Source organism: Flavobacterium sp. HJSW_4 (genome assembly GCF_042436695.1).
Lineage (GTDB): Bacteria > Bacteroidota > Bacteroidia > Flavobacteriales > Flavobacteriaceae > Flavobacterium.
Genome location: NZ_JBHNPP010000034.1, coordinates 1 through 19108 on the forward strand (window position 1 = coordinate 1; position 19108 = coordinate 19108).

13 protein-coding genes are annotated in these 19108 nt (G+C 34.0%); 1 reads left to right on the forward strand and 12 read right to left on the reverse strand.

Annotated elements, in window-relative coordinates; genetic code table 11:
• From ACE01P_RS21305 to ACE01P_RS21330, 6 genes are all read right to left on the reverse strand, one after another.
• Positions 1–1030, reverse strand: a 1030-nt coding sequence (locus ACE01P_RS21305) for a glycoside hydrolase family 105 protein (protein ID WP_379701060.1), incomplete at its 3' end; no start/stop codon positions are given.
• Positions 1031–1235: 205 nt separating this feature from the next.
• On the reverse strand, positions 1236–2462 hold the full coding sequence (locus ACE01P_RS21310; protein ID WP_379701061.1) for a glycoside hydrolase family 105 protein: 1227 nt from the start codon (positions 2460–2462) through the stop codon (positions 1236–1238).
• Between the two features lie 14 nt (positions 2463–2476).
• Positions 2477–3412: an alpha/beta hydrolase fold domain-containing protein gene (locus tag ACE01P_RS21315; protein ID WP_379701062.1), complete on the reverse strand. Its 936-nt coding sequence runs from the start codon at positions 3410–3412 to the stop codon at positions 2477–2479.
• 100 nt (positions 3413–3512) lie between these two features.
• Complete coding sequence (locus ACE01P_RS21320) at positions 3513–5186, reverse strand: RagB/SusD family nutrient uptake outer membrane protein (protein ID WP_379701063.1); 1674 nt, start codon at positions 5184–5186, stop codon at positions 3513–3515.
• A 13-nt stretch (positions 5187–5199) separates the two neighbouring features.
• The gene (locus ACE01P_RS21325) at positions 5200–8331 is read right to left on the reverse strand and encodes a SusC/RagA family TonB-linked outer membrane protein (protein WP_379701064.1); all 3132 of its coding nucleotides are present in this window, start codon (positions 8329–8331) and stop codon (positions 5200–5202) included.
• 32 nt (positions 8332–8363) lie between these two features.
• Positions 8364–9803 (reverse strand): glycoside hydrolase family 28 protein, encoded by a 1440-nt coding sequence (locus ACE01P_RS21330; protein ID WP_379701065.1) that lies wholly within the window; start codon positions 9801–9803, stop codon positions 8364–8366.
• Between the two features lie 288 nt (positions 9804–10091).
• On the opposite strand from ACE01P_RS21330, the gene ACE01P_RS21335 reads away from it, so the two are divergent.
• Complete coding sequence (locus tag ACE01P_RS21335; protein ID WP_379701066.1) at positions 10092–11120, forward strand: LacI family DNA-binding transcriptional regulator; 1029 nt, start codon at positions 10092–10094, stop codon at positions 11118–11120.
• 370 nt (positions 11121–11490) lie between these two features.
• Here the strand turns inward: ACE01P_RS21335 and ACE01P_RS21340 are convergent, their stop codons facing one another.
• The 6 genes from ACE01P_RS21340 to ACE01P_RS21365 all read right to left on the reverse strand — a co-directional run bounded on the left by ACE01P_RS21340 (position 11491) and on the right by ACE01P_RS21365 (position 19105).
• A complete protein-coding gene (locus ACE01P_RS21340; protein WP_379701067.1) occupies positions 11491–13113 on the reverse strand; it encodes a UxaA family hydrolase in 1623 nt (540 codons plus the stop codon).
• A gap of 217 nt (positions 13114–13330) precedes the next feature.
• Positions 13331–14776, reverse strand: a complete 1446-nt coding sequence (locus tag ACE01P_RS21345; protein WP_379701068.1) for a tagaturonate reductase — start codon at positions 14774–14776, stop codon at positions 13331–13333.
• A 221-nt stretch (positions 14777–14997) separates the two neighbouring features.
• Positions 14998–15666, reverse strand: a complete 669-nt coding sequence (locus tag ACE01P_RS21350) for a bifunctional 4-hydroxy-2-oxoglutarate aldolase/2-dehydro-3-deoxy-phosphogluconate aldolase (protein WP_379701069.1) — start codon at positions 15664–15666, stop codon at positions 14998–15000.
• Positions 15667–15679: 13 nt separating this feature from the next.
• On the reverse strand, positions 15680–16702 hold the full coding sequence (locus ACE01P_RS21355) for a PfkB family carbohydrate kinase (RefSeq protein WP_379701070.1): 1023 nt from the start codon (positions 16700–16702) through the stop codon (positions 15680–15682).
• Positions 16703–16888: 186 nt separating this feature from the next.
• On the reverse strand, positions 16889–18289 hold the full coding sequence (gene uxaC, locus ACE01P_RS21360) for a glucuronate isomerase (protein WP_379701071.1): 1401 nt from the start codon (positions 18287–18289) through the stop codon (positions 16889–16891).
• 24 nt (positions 18290–18313) lie between these two features.
• Complete coding sequence (locus tag ACE01P_RS21365) at positions 18314–19105, reverse strand: gluconate 5-dehydrogenase (RefSeq protein WP_379701072.1); 792 nt, start codon at positions 19103–19105, stop codon at positions 18314–18316.
• Between the last annotated feature and the right edge of the window lie 3 nt (positions 19106–19108).

Here is a 19108-nt window from a genome sequence, read left to right on the forward strand (position 1 = left end):
TGAGTTTTTTTACAATACCGTCAAATCCTTTTTCTGCTAAGTTTTTATAGCTTTTAGGAAGATATCCTTTTTTTGCTCCTTTCGCAAATGCGTAAACAAACATCTCAGAACCTGAAGCTTCAAGATAATTTCCTTTTTTATTTCCAGCATCTGTAACTTGATACCATAATCCTGATTTATCTTGATATTTTGCCACAGCTTTCGAAATGTCATTCAAATATTGAATCAGTTCTTTTCTTTTTGGATGGTCTTTTGGCATATAATCTAAAACATCTACCAAAGCCATCATATACCAGCCAATAGATCGAGACCAAAAATTAGGTGAAGTTCCCGTTTCTTTATTCGCCCAATCCATTTTTTTGCTTTCATCCCAAGCATGAAAAAGAAGTCCTGTTTTTGGGTCTAAAGTATGCTGGTGAACCTGCTCAAACTGTTTTGCAATATCGTCGAAACCCTTTCCTTGTTCAAACTCAGCTGTGTAATGCGCATAAAAAGGAGTTCCCATATACAAACCATCCAACCACATTTGATTTGGATAAATCTTCTTGTGCCAAAATCCTCCCGAATTTGTTCTCGGATGCGTTTCTAATTGTTTTCTTAAAAGCTGCATCGCTTTAAGGTAACGTTCATCTTTTGTCTGTTTATAAACTTCAAAAAGCCCTTTACCAGCATTTATATAATCAATATTATAATCTTCTAATTTATAGTTTAGAATATCACCAGAACTGTTTATCGCTGTTTCATAATACTCTTTAACGTAATTGAAATAAATCGGATTATTTGTTTTATTGTATAAATTCTCAAAAGCAGTCATCACAAGACCTAGCTTATAATCCCATTTTGGTTTTTCGTTATTATCGATCTGCCAAGCTTTTGGATCACGTTTCATAATAGAAAGAGCCATTCTTTCAGACCACTTCAAATCTTTAGAAATAGCAATTGTTTTTTCTTGAGCCGTTACATTCAAAAATGAAAATAACAGACATCCCATCGCAATCAGTGAACCAAAATATTTTTTCTTTCTATCCATTATTAAACATTTATTTATCTGTTATGAAATTGAACAAAATATAATTTCAACACATAGAAACATAGATTTTATTGTTCTGCGTTTAAGATTACCAAAAAAGCAAGCTTTAACACATAGTCTATGTGTATTATTCTAAGTGAAACGCCTTTAGTAAATTCCTAAAAACTATGTTTCTATGTGTTTAAAAAATTCCATCAAACCATTTTTATTTATCCAATTCGATTGCACTTAATAAAAATGCTCCCAAACCTATTGCACCGTTATCTTTTGTTTTTGAAGCTAAATAATAACTGTTTGTTCCATCGCGGAATGGTTTTCCACCCAAACCTACATTTGATGAAACATTTAAAACATTTACTTCTCCCTTTTTATCTACTTTCACAAATTCTTTTACAAAACTGTCAAATGATTTTTTGGCTGTTGATTTATAGCTTGACGCTAAATAACCTTTATTCGCTCCTTTTGCAAAAGCATAAATAATCATTCCAGAAGCTGATGGTTCTACGTAATTTCCGTACAATTCTGGTTTATCAGCAACTTGATACCAAAGCCCATTTTCACTTTTAACCTGATTCACATTTTTTGCAATCTGATTCAAATACTCTACCAAAACTTTGTGCTTTGGATGTGATTTCGGAAAATAATCTAACGTTTCGACCAAAGCCACCATGTACCAACCAATTCCTCTCCCCCAGATTGTTGGCGAAGTTCCCGTTTGTTTATCAGCCCACGCAATCTCTTTACTTTCATCCCAAGCTTGGTAAACCAAACCTGTTTTTTTATCTACAATGTGGTTTTGAACCAATTCAAATTGTTTCGCAATATCATCCAGATTTTTTCCTTTTTCGTATTTAACGGTAAATTGCGCATAAAAAGGTTCTGCCATGTACAAACCGTCAATCCACATTTGATTTGGATAAATCTGTTTGTGCCAAAATCCTCCACTTGGTGTTCTCGGCTGGCTTTCTAACTGATTTCTCAGTTGTCCGAGAATCTTCTGATAGCGAGAATCTTTTGTTATATCATATAAATTAAACAACAGTTTTCCTGGATTCAAACAATCGATATTGTATTCTTTAATATCATATTTTTTAATATTTCCCGTACTATCAATCATTCCATCAACATATTCTTTGATGTAATTCAGGTATTTTTTATTGTTTGTTTTTTGATATAATTTCTCAAAACCAGATAATACAAAACCCATTTTATAATCCCATTTTGGCTTTTCATTTCCATCAAGCTGCCAAGCATTTGGATATTTATTTAAAATAGAAAGTGCTGTTCGTTCTGACCATTTTAAGTCGTACGGAATTACGCTGTTTTCCACATCGGCTTGATTTTGCGTGCTAACTTTATGAGTGTCATTCTGCGCATTTACGGCAGTTAAACCCGCGAAAAATAAAATTGCCGTGGCGATTCTTGCTTTCATTTTTGTATTCTAAATTATTTAAAAATTTTATCTAAAAATTGTACGCTGTACGAAATTGTCTGTGTAAACCAAGGATCGTAAAACCAAAATGAATGAGGCGAATCTGGAATGGTTTGCACTTCATTGTAGATTTTATAATTGTTCAAAATCTTGATCATGTCATCTCTTCCTGCATGAAATCTCGGAATACTGCTGCAGATGTATAAAACGGGCGGCGTATTTTTGTCCGTATTGCTTAATGCCGAAGCGTTTTTCCAATTCTCAGGTATTTCATCTGATTTTCCTCCTAACCAAAAAGCTGCCATATCTCCTTCTGAAGATTCTGGATGTTTGAATGCTAAAACTCCGTCAACATCTATTATCGCGTGAACTTTTGACGAAGATTTGCTTTTAAAATTTTTATCTTCAAAAAGCGGATTATTATTTGTTGTACCAATCAAAGCTGCCATTTGCCCTCCTGAAGAGCAGCCTAAAACTGCAATTTTGTTTGGATCTACATTAAATTTTGCCGCATTATCTTTAATAAATTTTATCGCATTCTTCACATCAATAACGCCTTCTGGATATTTTGCCTCTAATGATAATCTGTATTCGATTGCAAAACAAGAATAGCCTTTTGCAGCAATTTCTTTCCCTATAAACTGCATTTGACTTTTATTTCCTGATCTCCAACCTCCTCCGTGGATCATAATTACGGCAGGATTTTTTTTCTTTTTTGTATTGACAAAAGCATCAAAATGCAAAGCACGATCTTTTTGATTGTAAGCTACATCGAACGTTTCTTTAACCTCTGGATTGGCTTTTACTTCTGGAATTGTAATAAAGGGATATTTCTTAACTAATTTAGTATAAGTACTTTTTATAGTATACGAAGTATCAACCTTGTATTGCTGGCTTTGCATTACAATGACATTAAAAAACAATACTAAGATTAATTTAAATTTTCGCATTTTAAATTTTCATTTTTTAGTTAAGAAAGGAGTTCGACTTATAGTCAAACTCCTTTTTAACTACTTCAAAAAACATAGTTCTCAAAAAACTAACAAATTACTAATAACCAGGATTCTGAGGAAAATCTTTGTTTTGGTTTAAATCCAAAACTGTTTGAGGTATTGGTCTTAAAATTTTTTGTTTACCATCAATACCAACAAAATTTGCTTCTTTTATTTTATAGTTATGAGCTGAAGCTCTAGCAACCAAAGTTCCAGTACGTTTCAAATCAAACCAGCGTTTGTATTCACCTAATAATTCTCTACCTCTTTCGTCTAAGATATAGTCGATATTAAATTGAGCTAAAGTCGCATTAGCAACACCTGCTCTTCTTCTTACTTCATTTAAACGGTCTAATCCAGTTTGTGGATTTCCTGCTTTTAAATAAGCTTCAGCAGCTACCAGATAAGTTTCTCCAAGTCTAGAAACAATAATGTCTCTTGTGCTTACAGGTCCAGTGCTTGATGGCGTAGTCGGATCTGGATCATCAAATTTCTTAACTGGAATAGTATAACAATCTAAGTTTTTGATTAATGTATGTGCAGCAGAATATTCTCCCCATGGATGATAAACAAACGTCGAAGCTAATCTAGAAGCATTTGTTGTCATGTAAGTAGCTTTATCTGCAGATGTATACCATTTTGGCTCATAAAAATGTCTCACTTTTAAAGTCGAAGGATTTGAACTTCTGTAATACGGATAATATAAAATAGTTTTTGTTACTCCGTTTGTTGTTTCAGGTCCTTCTACAATTTCTGTCATAAAAGTTGCATTCCATCTTGCATCGCCTTTTTCGTATAAACCTAAAGCATAATCAGTTGGACACAAATTATAGCTTCTTAATGGAGCTCCTGTTTCAGCACCTCCTAAATATGAACTGAAATAGTAAAACTGGTTGTTACCCAATTTTGTTGGATCTGTACTTGTTGACGCTTTATCGTATTGAACAGAGAAAATAGTTTCTGCATTTAAATCGTTTCCAGGTTTAAATAACTGATCGAATGCAATAGCTAAAGTCTGACCTCCAATTGCAGCATCAGCATAAGTGGCAGCTTTTGAAAAATCATCTGGTTTTGCAAAACTTTCGTATCCTCTTGTTAAATATACTTTTGCCAATAAATCATTTACTGCTCTTTTGTTTACTTTCCCAGCTGTACTGTAAGCGGCAGTTCCAACATTCGCTAAAGCGAAATCTAAATCGGCAATGATTTGCGTGTATACTTCTTCGGCACTATTTCTTGTGAAAGATAAAACCGGAGTTGTAATATTATCTAAAACAATCGGCACACCACCATACGTTTGCACTAATAAGAAATAAGCATTTGCTCTTAAAAAACGTGCTTCACCAACAAGTGTATTTATGTTTGATGTTTGTTCTGTAACTGTAGAATAATATACGGTCTTGTTTACTGCTTGAATTTGCTGGTAGCAAGAATTGTACAAATCTGCAACGTTGTCTGAAGAAGGAATCAAAAGTGTATATTGACTTAATCCTGCTGGTTCCGGAGTTCTTCCTTCAGCATACATATCTGTTCCTGCTTCAAAAAGCCACGGATTTCCTCCGTAAATTCCTTTTAACCAAGCATAATTTGTATTTACCAATAACTGAAATCCTGTTGCTGTTTTGTATGTTCCATCTGCCGGTACAAATGAGCGGCTATCTTCTTCAATATATTCACTGCATGAACTTACAGATGCAGCAATTATTCCTAGCATTACTATTATTTTTTTCATTTGAATATCTTTATTAAAATTTAACACTTAATCCTAATTGTGTAGTTACTGCAGCTGGACGGTTTACTCCAAAAGCAGAACCTGCCCATTCTGGATCGTAACCATCAAAATCTGTAAACACAAACGGATCTAGAACGTTTACATAAATTCTGAAATTAGAAATTTTTAATTTTTTCAATAATTCAGAATCTAAAGTGTAACCTAAAGATATATTTTTGATTTTCACATAAGAAACATCTCTGTAGTAACCAAATAAAGAAGTCCAATAAGCTCCTGCACCTGTTGCAACTGGTCCTGGTCTTGGGTTTGTAGTGTTAGCATTTGCCTCGATTCCAGCACCGTTGGTTGGAATAAAGTAATCCATTGCTAATTTTTGACGTCCTCTATCACTTACATCGGCAAAGTTTTGGTGGAAAGTACTTAGAACTGTTTGTCCTTGGCTTGTTAAAACTGAGAAATTAAAATCAAATTGCCCAACAGTAAGTTTTGAGTACAAACTTCCTTGCCATTCTGGATTTGGATTTCCAATAACAGTTCTATCGTCTTGGTTAAATTTACCATCTCCATTTAAATCTTTTGGTCTTGCTTGTCCAGGAGCCATTCCGTAAGATGCTGCCTGAGCTGCTTCGCTTTCTTGCCAAACTCCGTCATAAACATAATTGTAGTTCGGATTTAATGGCGCTCCAAGAATTAATTTATTACCAATATCACTTACTTTATCTTGATTGTAAATTGACTCTAATTTGTTTACGTTTTTAGTAAACGTAAAAGTAGTTTCCCAAGTTACCTTTCCAGATTTAATGTTTTTCGTAGTTAATAAAGCCTCGATACCTTTATTACTTACAGAACCAACGTTTGCAAATGTATTTTTCCATCCTGATTCTGCTGGCAATTGTTGTTTGTAAATTAAATTATCTGATAATCTATCATATACATCAACAGTACCTGTAATTCTGTTGTTTAAGAATCCGAAGTCAATACCTAAATTGTATTCTCTTGTTTTCTCCCAAGTTAAATTTGGATTAGCTAAATTCTCTGACTGCCATCCTGGAACCACATTTGGACCCGCAGCGTAAAATGTCTGCTGGTTTAATAATGCTTGAGAAGTATAAGGTGCTACGTTGTCGTTTCCTGTGTAACCAATACTTGCACGTAGTTTTAAATCTGAAACAACTTTGCTGTTTGCTAAAAATGATTCTTTGCTCAATTTCCATCCTAAAGCCAATGATGGAAAACTTTCCCATTTATTGCCTTCAGATAATACAGATGAACCATCCCATCTTGTAGAAGCTGTAATCAAATATTTGTCTTTAAATCCGTAGTTTATACGTACTGCATACGAGTTCAAAGTATTTTTTGCATAAGCAGATTTGATTACATAGCTCGTTTGTGCTCCAGAACCCATGTTGTCAGTTCCAACATCAAAAGGCTGATTATTAGAATATAAGTATGAACTTTCATCTGTATTTGAATACAAACTTTGTAATAATAATACGCTAACATCGTGAACTTCATTAAAAGTATGTTTCAAATCAACTTGATTATCCCAAGTATAGTTGAAGTTGTTTATGTTTTCTAAAGTAGCTGAATTTTTTCCGTTTAATGTTACCCCAGCATTTGTTTGTGCCGTGTAAGCTTTAGAATTTTGTGTATCCATAATTCCTGCCGCAAATGTCGTTTTGAATGAAAGCCATTTTAGCGGTTGATATTGGAAATAGGCATTTCCTACTGTTTGCCATGTTTTTTCTGTTTGAGAAGAATTAGCAATTTCCATTAAAGGATTCACAGTAGACGTTTTGTTGATTGCCCAATCATTATTAGGATAAGTCAATTTTCCTGGCAAGAAAAATAAAGTTCCAACTTTCTCATTTCCTTGTGCATCAATAGCCCATGGAGACATAAGCGGACTTAATCTGAAAGCATCTTGCATGGCTAAATCACTTCCTAATTGATTGTCTAATCTTGCAATTGTAACGTTTACTCCTGTAGAAAATTTGTCGTTTATTTTATGATTCAATCCTAATTTAAACGAATATTTATCTGTCGCATCATTTTCAATAAGTCCGCGATCGCTCTGAATTCCGAATCCTAAGTTATAGCTTAAGCCAGAATCTGCACGTCCTGAAATATTTAAATAATTATTCTCTGTCATTCCTGATCGAAGTACAGCATCATACCAGTCAAAATTGTAACCGCTGTTTGCACGAGAAACTAATAACGGGCTTTGATTTCCTGCCAAAGTAGCCAATTGCGCTGGAGTTTGTGTAAGAGGCGTTGCGCTCATGTAAGCAACTTGGTGAAATTTCCACCACTCTTCTCCTGTCATCATTTTTGGCAATCTAGTTGCTATTTTATTTCCGTAAGAAGTATCAAAAGTTACGCTGATACCTGCTTTTGCACTAGTACCACTTTTTGTTGTAACGATAATAACCCCGTTTGATCCTCTAGAACCGTAAATAGCTGCAGATGAAGCATCTTTTAAAACGTCCATTCTCGCAATATCCTGTGGATTTAAGAAATCAATTCCATCCATAGGAACACCATCTACAACATATAATGGAGAAGATCCCACTACGTTTGGATTGCTAGAATCTGCAATTAGAGAGTTATTTCCTCTAATTACCACTTTAAATCCGTCTCCTGCACGTCCTGATGAAGATGAAATCTGAACCCCTGGTGTACTACCTTGAATAGCTTCTAATGCATTTGTTGTATTTCTTTCTGTAATTGTAGCCGCGCTGATCGTACTAACCGATCCCGTAAGGTCTGTCTTTTTTACAGAACCATATCCTACAACAACAACTTCGTTTAATGAATTTGATTGTTCAGCAAGACTAACATTGATTTTTGTTTTTCCAGCTACACTAACTTCTTGTGACTGAAATCCTAAATAGCTTATTACTAAAATAGCCTTACTATTTGATACGTTAATTTTGAAACTTCCCTCAAAGTCTGTTGAAGTTCCGTTTTTAGTTCCCTTTTCATTAATGTTTACCCCTGGCAGCGACATTCCAGTCGCATCGGTAATCTTCCCTTCAATTGTGGTTGACTGTGCATTTATAGTACTGCACAGCAAAAAATTCAGGAAAAAGAAAAATACAAACCCGTATTTATCTTTTTTCTCAGATAATTGTTTAATACTCATGTGGTTTAAAGTTTGGTTAATTGATAGTGTTTTTAATTCTTAATAGATTCTACTTTTTTCTCATTGATATAGGTGTTTACAAAATTTATGTTTTTTACGTTTTTTAATAAATAGACAGAATCTACCTTCTGAATTTTTACATTTTTCAAAGTAATATTCTCAACTGGAGACTCCTTATAACCTTCTGCCCAAACGCTGTATTTTCCGCCGTTTTTCACAGTTACATTCTCTAAACTTACATTTCTAATGACCGGAATAAAATTTCCTGTCTGAGATCCGTACACATTGTAAAACATGTTTAGTTTCAAAACACATTCTTTCACCGTTCCCACTTCTAGATTTCTCACATAGATATTCTCAATCACTCCGCCTCTTTTCGAATTGGTTTTGATACGAATGGCACGATCCAAATGCGGACTATCCATTACACAATTTTCTACAAAAACATTATTCACTCCTGCAGAAATTTCGCTTCCAATAACAACACCGCCGTGACCATCAACCATTTTACAGTTTTGAACAATGATATTTTTACTTGGTATTGCAACTCTTCTTCCGTCGCCATCACGTCCCGCTTTTATTGCGATACAATCGTCTCCCGTATTGAAAGTGCAGTTTTTGATTAAAATGTTTTGCGAATATTCTGGATCACAACCATCATTATTGGGACCGTGGCTGTTCACTGTCACTCCATCAATAATCATGTTGTTTGTTTTTATTGGATGTAAAATCCAAAAAGGAGAATTAATGATTGTTACATCTTTTACTAAAGCTGTGTTACATTCAAAAAATTCAATAAAGTTGGGTCTTAAATAACGTCCTTCACCAAAAACTCTTTCTGATACTGGAATCCCTTTTTCGGCCATATCAACCAAAACTTCACGATTCGTTGGATCATTTTGAGATGGAATCCCTTTTTTCCAGCCATAATCTTTTCCGCCAGACCAAATCCACCAATTAGTGCTATCTGCTTGACCGTTTAAAGTTCCTTTTCCTGTAACTGCTATATTGGTTTTGTTTTTTGCGTAAATAAGCGGTGAATAGTTCATTACTTCTGTTCCTTCCCAAGAAGTATGAACAATAGGATAATCTTTTGGATTTAAACTGAAAAGAATCTCTGCATGATCGTCTAAATGCAGATTTACATTACTTTCTAAATGAATTGCTCCAGTTAAATATTTTCCATTTGGCACCAAAACTTTTCCTCCTCCATTTTTTGCGCACTCTTGAATTGCTTTTTGGAAAGCCAAAGTGTTTAACATTTTACCGTCTGCAACAGCGCCAAAATCATTAATATTATACGTTTTATTCTGAAAGTTTGTTTTTGGAAGGTTTTTCACCGTTAATTCCATCGTTTTCCACGGATCATTTTCAGCTATAGCTGTAATTTTTTTCGAGCATGATATAGTCAAAATTACTATCATGCTTAAAAAAACAATTGATTTAAACGCTATACTCTTATTTGTAATCATTTGAGTGGAATTTCTAGTTGAACTGGATGAAAACGGCAATAATTATGTAATCGATTACACGAAAGTAGAAAAAATGTTCTACTAGACCAAATTAATTTAGAAAAAAATTATATATTTAATTTTTATTACAAAAATTAATTACATTTAATGCAAAAAATTAGATAATTTATTATCATTGTAGAATCTAAAACGTTTGAGTTTTTAGATATGGTAATCGATAACAATTTTTATTACATAATGAAAAAAAATGTACTTTTGTCTAAAAATAATCCGATAAACTTTTTTTGAATGAGTGAAAAAGTAACTATTTACGATATTGCCGAAAAATTAAACATCACAGCTGCAACTGTTTCCAGAGCGTTAAACAATAATCCTAAAATAAAGGAAGCGACGCGCGAATTGGTTATTAAAACTGCCGCTGCGATGAATTACAAGCAAAACAAATTGGCACTAGCTTTAAAGAGCGGTCGAAGTAATAATATCGGAGTTATTGTACCGCGTATTGACAGCAACTTTTTTGCTTCAGTTATTCGAGGAATCGAAGAAGAGCTTTATCCACATGGCTATCAAGTAATTATCTGTCAGACACACGAAAGCATTAAAAGAGAAAATGAAAACCTTCATACATTAGTAGATGCACAGGTTGACGGAATTATGATGTCGGTTACGGGTATTTCAGATGAAAACGATAGCGCTTTCAGAAATGTATTAGAAAAAAATGTACCTCTGATATTTTTTGATAGAAGCAAACATATTGATGGCGTAAGTTCTGTCACCATTAATGACTTTAAAGGTGGTTATTTAGCAACTAAACATTTGATTGACGAAGGCTGCCGACATATTGCACACCTTTCAGGAGATCAATCTTTAGACATCTTTAAAAACAGGTTTTTAGGCTACAAACAAGCCTTATTAGATAACGGATTGGAATTTAAAGAAGAATATGTTATTCATGTAAAAAGTAGCGTTGAAGCTGGAAAAGAAGCAACTAACACATTACTGGCTTTAGCAACTCCACCAGACGCCATATTTTCTTCAAGTGATTTCGCTGCTTTAGGCGCAATTCAGGAACTTCAAAACAGAAATATCAGTATTCCAAATGAGTTTTGCGTAGCAGGTTTCAGTAATGAGCCTTTTACCAAATTTATGGAATTATCTATCACCTCTGTAGATCAGTCGCCATTAGAAATGGGAAAAATGTCTGCTCGCGTTTTCTTAGAACAAGTAGACAAAACAGATACCATTAAAATCGAGAAAAAGGTCGTCCTTGCACCAGAATTACACATTCGTAAATCTTCTACAAGAACCAATTTCTAGCAAATAAAAGATATTTTTTAACCATATAAGTTATATAAGCTCATTTAATCGTGAGCTTATTTTTTTTGCCCTAAACACAAATATGTCGCTCCTCTGGAGCTTTTTTTTCGAATGTCTATTTTGTTGGCTATAAATATTTAGCTCCGCTGGAGCTTTTATCTTAATTATAACATATCGATAAAAAAGAAAAGACGCATTACTGTGCGTCCTTCATATAAACCTTTCTTACTTTGTCCCTTTGTAACTTTGACCCTAAAAAAATTAAATGAACTTATATAACTTATATGGTTCAAAAAAAAGACGCACTAGTGTGCGTCTCTCCATATAAACCTTTGTTACTTTGTCTCTTTGTAACTTTGAACCTAAAAATTTAAAGCGAAACTCCTCTTTTCCAAGGAATAAAATCGTTTTGATTTAAAATCGCAGCTTTAGTTTTTACCGTACCGCTAGCAATATCGATAATAGTTTCAAGCATATCATCAGCCATTTCTTCGATAGATTTTTCACCTTTGATGATTCCTCCAGTGTCAATATCGATAATATCAGACATTTTTGCGGCCAACTCAGAGTTAGAAGATATTTTTACTACTGGCGCAATTGGATTTCCTGTAGGAGTTCCTAAACCTGTTGTAAACAATACCATATTCGCTCCTGAACCTACCATTGCAGTTGTACATTCTACATCGTTTCCTGGCGTACATAGTAATGTTAATCCTGGCTCGTTAATATATTCACCGTAATCGTAAACACCTGCAATTGGAGATGTTCCTCCTTTTTTAGCTGCTCCTGCAGATTTCATAGCATCAGTAATCAAACCGTCTTTGATGTTACCTGGAGAAGGATTCATGTCAAATCCTGAACCAGCATCAACAACTGTTTTTTCGTACCATTTCATCAAATCTAAGAAACGTTTTCCGTCTTCGTCATCAACGCAACGATTTACTAATTCTTGCTCAACACCACATAATTCAGGGAACTCAGAAAGAATTGTCGTTCCTCCTAATGCTGCCAATTTATCAGACAATACTCCTAAAGTTGGGTTTGCAGAAATTCCAGAGAATCCGTCAGATCCACCGCACTCTAAACCAATTCTTAATTTAGATAATGGAGCTGGTTCTCTCTTAATTTCGTTTGCTTTTTTAATGGCTTCAAAAGTATCTTTTACCACACTGCTCAACATCGTTTCAATTGTTCCGATAGATTGTTGATCGTAAATTAAAACAGGCTTTTTACTGTCTGGATTAATTGCATCTAAAGCTTCTTTGAAAATTGAAATCTGAAGATTTTGACATCCTAAACTCAATACCGTTGCTCCAGCTACGTTTGGATTGTTCACATAACCCGCCAAAAGTTTCGCTAAACTATGAGAATCCTGACGAATTCCACCGCAACCACCTTGGTGTGTAATGAATTTAACTTCAATATTATTGAACAAGTTAGCGTCGTTTGAAGCTTCTTGATTTCCTGCTCCACCTGTTTCTGATTTCACTAAAGAACGTAACAATAATTGATAATCGTTTTCTTTAGGTTTCATCAACTCTTTCTCAAAAATATCTTTTAAGATTTCGATGTTTCTGTTTTCACAAAAAACCAATGGAAAAAACAACCAAACATTTTCTGTTCCAACCTGTCCATCTTCTCTGTGATAGCCCTGCCACGTTCTATCTTTCCATTTATCTACATTTGGAGCTGTCCAGCCAATAGTTTCAGTTTTACCTGTAACTTTATCACTCTCGTGTTTTACGTTTGCAGTAGAAAGCAATCCTCCTTTTTCGATTCTTGCACTCGCCTTACCAACTAAAACACCATACATAATGATTCTGTCTCCTACATTAAAAGGAACCATTGCAATCTTATGTTTCATTTTCACATCAGACTCAACAGCAATTGATTGTCCTTCAAAATCAATCACTTCGCCAGCTGACAGATTCACTAAAGCCACCGCTACGTTATCTGTAGGATGAACTTTTATTAATTTTTTCTGCGTTGCCATAATTAACCTTTGTTCTTTGTTCTTTTTGTTTTTTTATATTTTAAACAGTTGAGTAAAATTATATTTCGTCGATTTTACTCAACCTCATAAATTTAAATCTGCTTTGATCTGTATAAATCTGCGTGAAAAAATCGACGCGCAAAAAATATTTCACGCAGATTTTAAAAGATTTTAGCAGATCAAATTGGATTTTTATTATTGATTCAATTGCTTTTTCTTATTTTATTCTTTCTTGAAACTTAGCAAAACCAGTTTCAATTCCGTTTGAATCTATTTCTTCTAAAGCAATTGTAATCGCTCTTGTTAATCCTGGAATTTCAGTTAAATCTTCATCCCAGAATGATTTGTTTTGTAATGTTAAACGAGCGATTTTCTCGTAGTCGTCAGATTTCCAAAGTCCGTTGAAAAATGTTGTAATATCTTCACCATCTTTAACAGGTAAACTTTGATCATTCCAAGTTCCTTTATAGAAACGAATTAAACTCGCAAATGAAAAAGTCAAATTAACAGGTAGTTTTTTATTAACCTTAATATATCCTAATAAACTAGGCAAAACTCTTACTTTGAATTTCGATACAGAATTTAATGCAATATCTGCAAGTGCATGTTTGATAAATGGATTTTTAAATCGGTCCATTACTTCCTCAGAATAGGCCGTAATTTCATTTTTGTCCATATCAAGAGTTTCACTAATTTCACTAATAACACTATTTACAAATTTTCCGGTAAAATCTCCGTTAACAGTTTCCATTACCAATTTATTACCATGCAAAAGTGAAAAAGGAACCATTGCCGTATGCGCACCGTTTAAAATACGAACTTTAATCATTTTAAAAGGACGTATATCATCAACGATTTTTACATTCAAATCTGTTTTGTGAAAAGGCAATTTTGCCTTTAAATCATCTCCACCTTCAATAGCCCAAAGGAAAAAAGGTTCAGCCGCAACAATTAAATTGTCCGCATAATCTAATTTACTATTGTATTCTTCAATTTCAGCTCTTGGATATCCAGGAACAATTCTGTCAACCAAAGTACTATGATAGGTACAAGCATCTGATACCCAAGTTTTAAATGCATCTTCTAATTTCCATAAATCAACATATTGTAAAATATATTTTTTAAGTGTTTCAGAGTTATAATCAATTAATTCGCAAGGAATTATTGTAACTCCTTTAGAAGCATCTCCATTAAAATGTTTAAATCTTTCATATAATAAAACCGTCAATTTTGCAGGAAATGACACTGGCGGCTGCATCTCTGGAGTATCACTTTCAATAAATTCAATTCCAGCTTCTGTAGTATTAGAAACAATAAACTGAAGTTCTTCTTCTTTAGCTAAAGCCAAATAATTTGTAAATTCAGTATATGGGTTTACCGTTTTTACGATATTATCAATTAACTCAATATCTTGTATCTTTTCACCTTTTTTAATTCCGTTCATAAACAAGGTATAAAGACCGTCCTGATCATTAATCATATTTACCATACCGTCTTTCAAAGGTTGAACTATTGCAATACCGGCATTAAAATCAACTTCTTTATTTAGTCTGTAAAAAGCATAATCAACAAAGGCTCTTAAAAAGTTACCTTCTCCAAACTGAACTACCTTAATTGGCTGTAACTTTTCTAATCCTGTATTTATTCTATTTAATTTTTTCATTTTGAATTCTAAGTTAGTTGCGTTATAAATAACCATTTATAAACCTTATTTCTTCATTTCTGCCTTTAAAATTGTAAAAGAAACATCACACTCGATTGGGTAAAATAAAATCTGCTGTGAGGAATGGCGGACTCATTTTTCAAGCGTAATGCTCTATTACAATCTCTAAAAATCTAAAAAAAACTTATAAAACAAGGAGTTTGGCATGATTACTCCTTAATCTATTTTCTAATATCTTTTATAATGTCAAGAACCTGTTTCACTTTTGCAGTCAGGCCATCAAAGTCTTTACTGTCTAATATATCTTTTGAGATTAATTGCGAACCCAGACCAACACAAGTTGCGCCAGCATTCAGCCAAGAACTCAAACTTTCTACCGTTGGATAAACGCCGCCTGTAGGCATAATGTTTGTCCAAGGACATGGACCTTTTATTGCTTTAATAAATTCTGGTCCGTAAGTATCAGCTGGAAATAATTTTACGATTTCGCAACCTAATTCTTCTGCTCTTGCAATCTCTGTCAAAGTACCACAACCTGGCGACCAAAGCACTTTTCTTCGGTTACAAGCTATAGCTATATCTTCTCTAAAAACCGGTGTTACAATAAAATTTGCTCCTAAACTCATGTATAATGAAGCCGAAGCTGCGTCTGTTACAGAACCAACTCCTAGAATCATTCCTGGAAGTTCTGCCAAAGCATATTTGTTTAAAGCTCCAAAAACTTCATGTGCAAAATCACCACGACTTGTAAACTCCATTAATCTGGAACCTCCGTCGTAACACGCTTTTAAAACTTTTTTACTTAGCTCGATATCCGAATGAAAAAACAAAGGAACCATTCCGTTATCTTTCATTGTCTGAGCTACTTCAATTCTTGAATATTTTGCCATTTTCTTTTTAAAATTATCTTGATACTAATGCAGAACCATCACCATCAATCATATTCTCCACTTCTTTTAAGGTAACCAAGTTGTAATCTCCTGCAATAGTATGTTTTAAACAACAAGCAGCTACTGCAAAATCTAATGCTCTTTGGTTATTATTTTGATATTCTAATAAACCATAAATTAGTCCGCCCATGAAAGCGTCTCCACTTCCTACGCGATCTACAACCGGAGTAACTTCTTTAACAGCAGCGCTGTGAATTGCTTTTCCGTCGTATAAAATTCCGCCAATTCTTTGGTGTGAAGCACTTACAGAATAACGAAGTGTTGTTGCTGCAATTTTCAAATTCGGAATCAATTCGAACAATTTATCGTAAACTGCTGGAAGCGATTTCTCATCCTGATAATTTGGGTTTACTTTTGGAATTCCTAACATGAAATAAGCCGTATCGATATCTCCTAAAATTACATTGCTGTATTTTAGCATTTCTGGCATTACTTCACTTGGCGTTTTTCCGTATTGCCAAAGTTTTGATCTATAGTTTAAATCGCATGAGATTTTAACTCCCAATTTATGAGCGACTTTAATTGCTTCTAAACAAGCTTCTGCTGCACTTTCTGAAATTGCTGGTGTAATTCCGCTCCAGTGAAACCATTCAGCTCCAGCTAAAACTTTTTCCCAATCCACCATACCTTTTTGAATAGTCGACATGGCACTATGCGCACGATCGTAAACTACATTACTTCCGCGAGTTCCTGCACCAGTTTCTAAGAAATAAATCCCTAAACGTTCTCCTCCATAAACCATGTTTTTAGATTCGACATTCATTTTTCGCATTTCTTTTAAAGCCGAAAAACCAATTTCGTTTTCAGGTAATCTAGATACAAATTCAGCATTAATGCCATAATTTGCCAACGAAACGCACACATTGAATTCTCCACCTCCGTATGTAGCACCAAATGCTGTAGATTGTGAAAAACGTAAGTGTCTCTCCGTCGAAAGACGAAGCATGATTTCTCCAAATGCAACTACTCTACTCATATTATTTTTATATTTATTTTTACCATTAAGGCATTAAGAAAATTAAGTTTTACTATATGTTTTCTTTGCTAGTAAAAGTTAAGCTTATTAAGCCTGCTTGCTTAATTATCTTTATTTAAGTAAATCATTTATTACCCCAAAAACTTAATTTTCTTAATGTCTTAATGGTTCCAAAAAAACTTTTTGTTAGAATTTGAAATACTCTTTTGCGTTATTGTATGAGATATCAGAAACTAATTTTCCGATCCATTCCATATCATTTGGCAATTCTCCTCTTTTGATTTCGTCTCCAAGAAGATTACATAAAATACGTCTAAAATATTCGTGTCTTGGGAATGATAAGAAACTTCTAGAATCTGTCAACATTCCAACAAAACAGCTAATTAAGCCCATGTTAGAAAGTGCATTCAATTGTTTTGTCATTCCATCTTTTTGATCTAAAAACCACCATCCTGATCCGAATTGCACTTTTCCGCGAACGCTTCCGTCGTTGAAGTTTCCAATCATTGTTGCCATAACTTCGTTATCAGCAGGATTCAAGTTATAGATAATAGTTTTAGTCAATTTATCTTTACTATCTAATGCATTTAAGAATGCAGATAATTTTTGAGCTTGTGGATAATCTCCAATAGAATCCCATCCTGTATCTGGACCTAAAATTCTGTGCATACGAGCATTGTTGTTACGTAATGCACCTAAGTGAAATTGTTGCACCCATCCAAACTCATGATACGTTTCTGATAAGAAAACTAAAATTGCACTATGGAATTTTAAAACTTCTTCTGGAGATAATTCGCCGTTTTCTCTTTTCTTTTTGAAAATAGCGTTTACTTCACTTTCTGTAAAGTTTTCAAAATCAATTTGATTTAATCCGTGATCACTTAATTTACATCCGTTTGCATTAAAGAATTCGATTCTTTTTCTTAAAGCAGACTGTAAATCAGCATAAGTATTAATTGCAACTCCGGACACATCCCCTAATGTGTCCAGATATGCATTATATCCATCATTAGCAATTAAGATGGCTTTATCAGGTCTGAAAGCCGTACTCATCTTGATTCCAGTTGAGTTGTTCGCGAACTTTTGGTGAAATTCTAAAGAATCAATTGGATCTTCTGTAGTACAAACTAATTCAGCATTTACTTTTTTAAGAAGGTTTTGCGTGCTGTACGCTGGAGAATTAATTTTCTCAGAAGTTTCGATATAGATTTTCTCTGCAGATTTCTCATTCAATAAATCGTAAATATCAAAATAACGAGCTAATTCTAAATGCGTCCAGTGGTATAATGGGTTACGCATTGTATACGGAACTGTTTTTCCCCAGTTTAAGAACTTATCTTTATCAGATCCGTTTCCTGTTACAAACTGTTCGTTAATTCCTAATGTACGCATTGCACGCCATTTGTAATGATCTCCGTTAATCCAAACTTGAGTAATATTTTCAAAGATTTTATCTTCAGCAATAAACTGTGGGTTTAAGTGATTATGGTAATCTATAATTGGCTGATTTTTTGAGTAATTGTGGTACAACTCTTCAGCATATTTATTTTCTAATAAAAAATTATCGTGTATGAATGTCTGGCTCATTTCTTTTAAAATATAATTTGAAAATTATTCTTCGTTTGAAGGTTTTCCGATTGTTGCAAGAATTCCTCCATCAACATATAAAATGTGACCGTTTACAAAATCACTCGCTTTTGATGATAAAAATATCGCTGCTCCGGCTAAATCGCTTGGATCTCCCCATTTAGCCGCTGGTGTTCTGCTAATGATAAAATCATTAAACGGATGTCCATCAACTCTAATTGGTTTTGTCTGTTCTGTCGCAAAATATCCAGGACCGATTCCGTTGATCTGAACATTGTATTTTGCCCATTCTGTTGCCATGTTTTTCGTAAGCATTTTTAAACCGCCTTTTGCAGCAGCATAAGCAGAAACGGTATTTCTACCCAACTCACTCATCATAGAACATATATTGATGATTTTTCCTTGTCTTCTTTCAATCATTCCTTTTGCAACGTGCTTAGAAACGATAAACGGACTTACTAAATCAATGTCAACTACTTCTCTGAAATCTGAAACTTCCATATCTAAAAGCGGAATTCTTTTAATAATTCCAGCGTTGTTGATTAAGATATCGATTGGCCCAACTTCGCTTTCAATTTTCTGAACAGCTGCTTTTACTTCTTGCTCTTCTGTTACATTAAATTTGTAACCCACTGCATTGATGCCTTCACTTTTTAATTCTGCTACAGCATTATCAATTTTTTCTTGAGAAGAATTTCCGTTTACAACAATTGTTGCACCCGCCTGACCTAATCCTTTTGCCATTGCCATTCCCAGTCCGTGCGTACTTCCTGTGATAAGGGCAACTTTTCCTTTTATATCAAATAAATTTGTCATTTT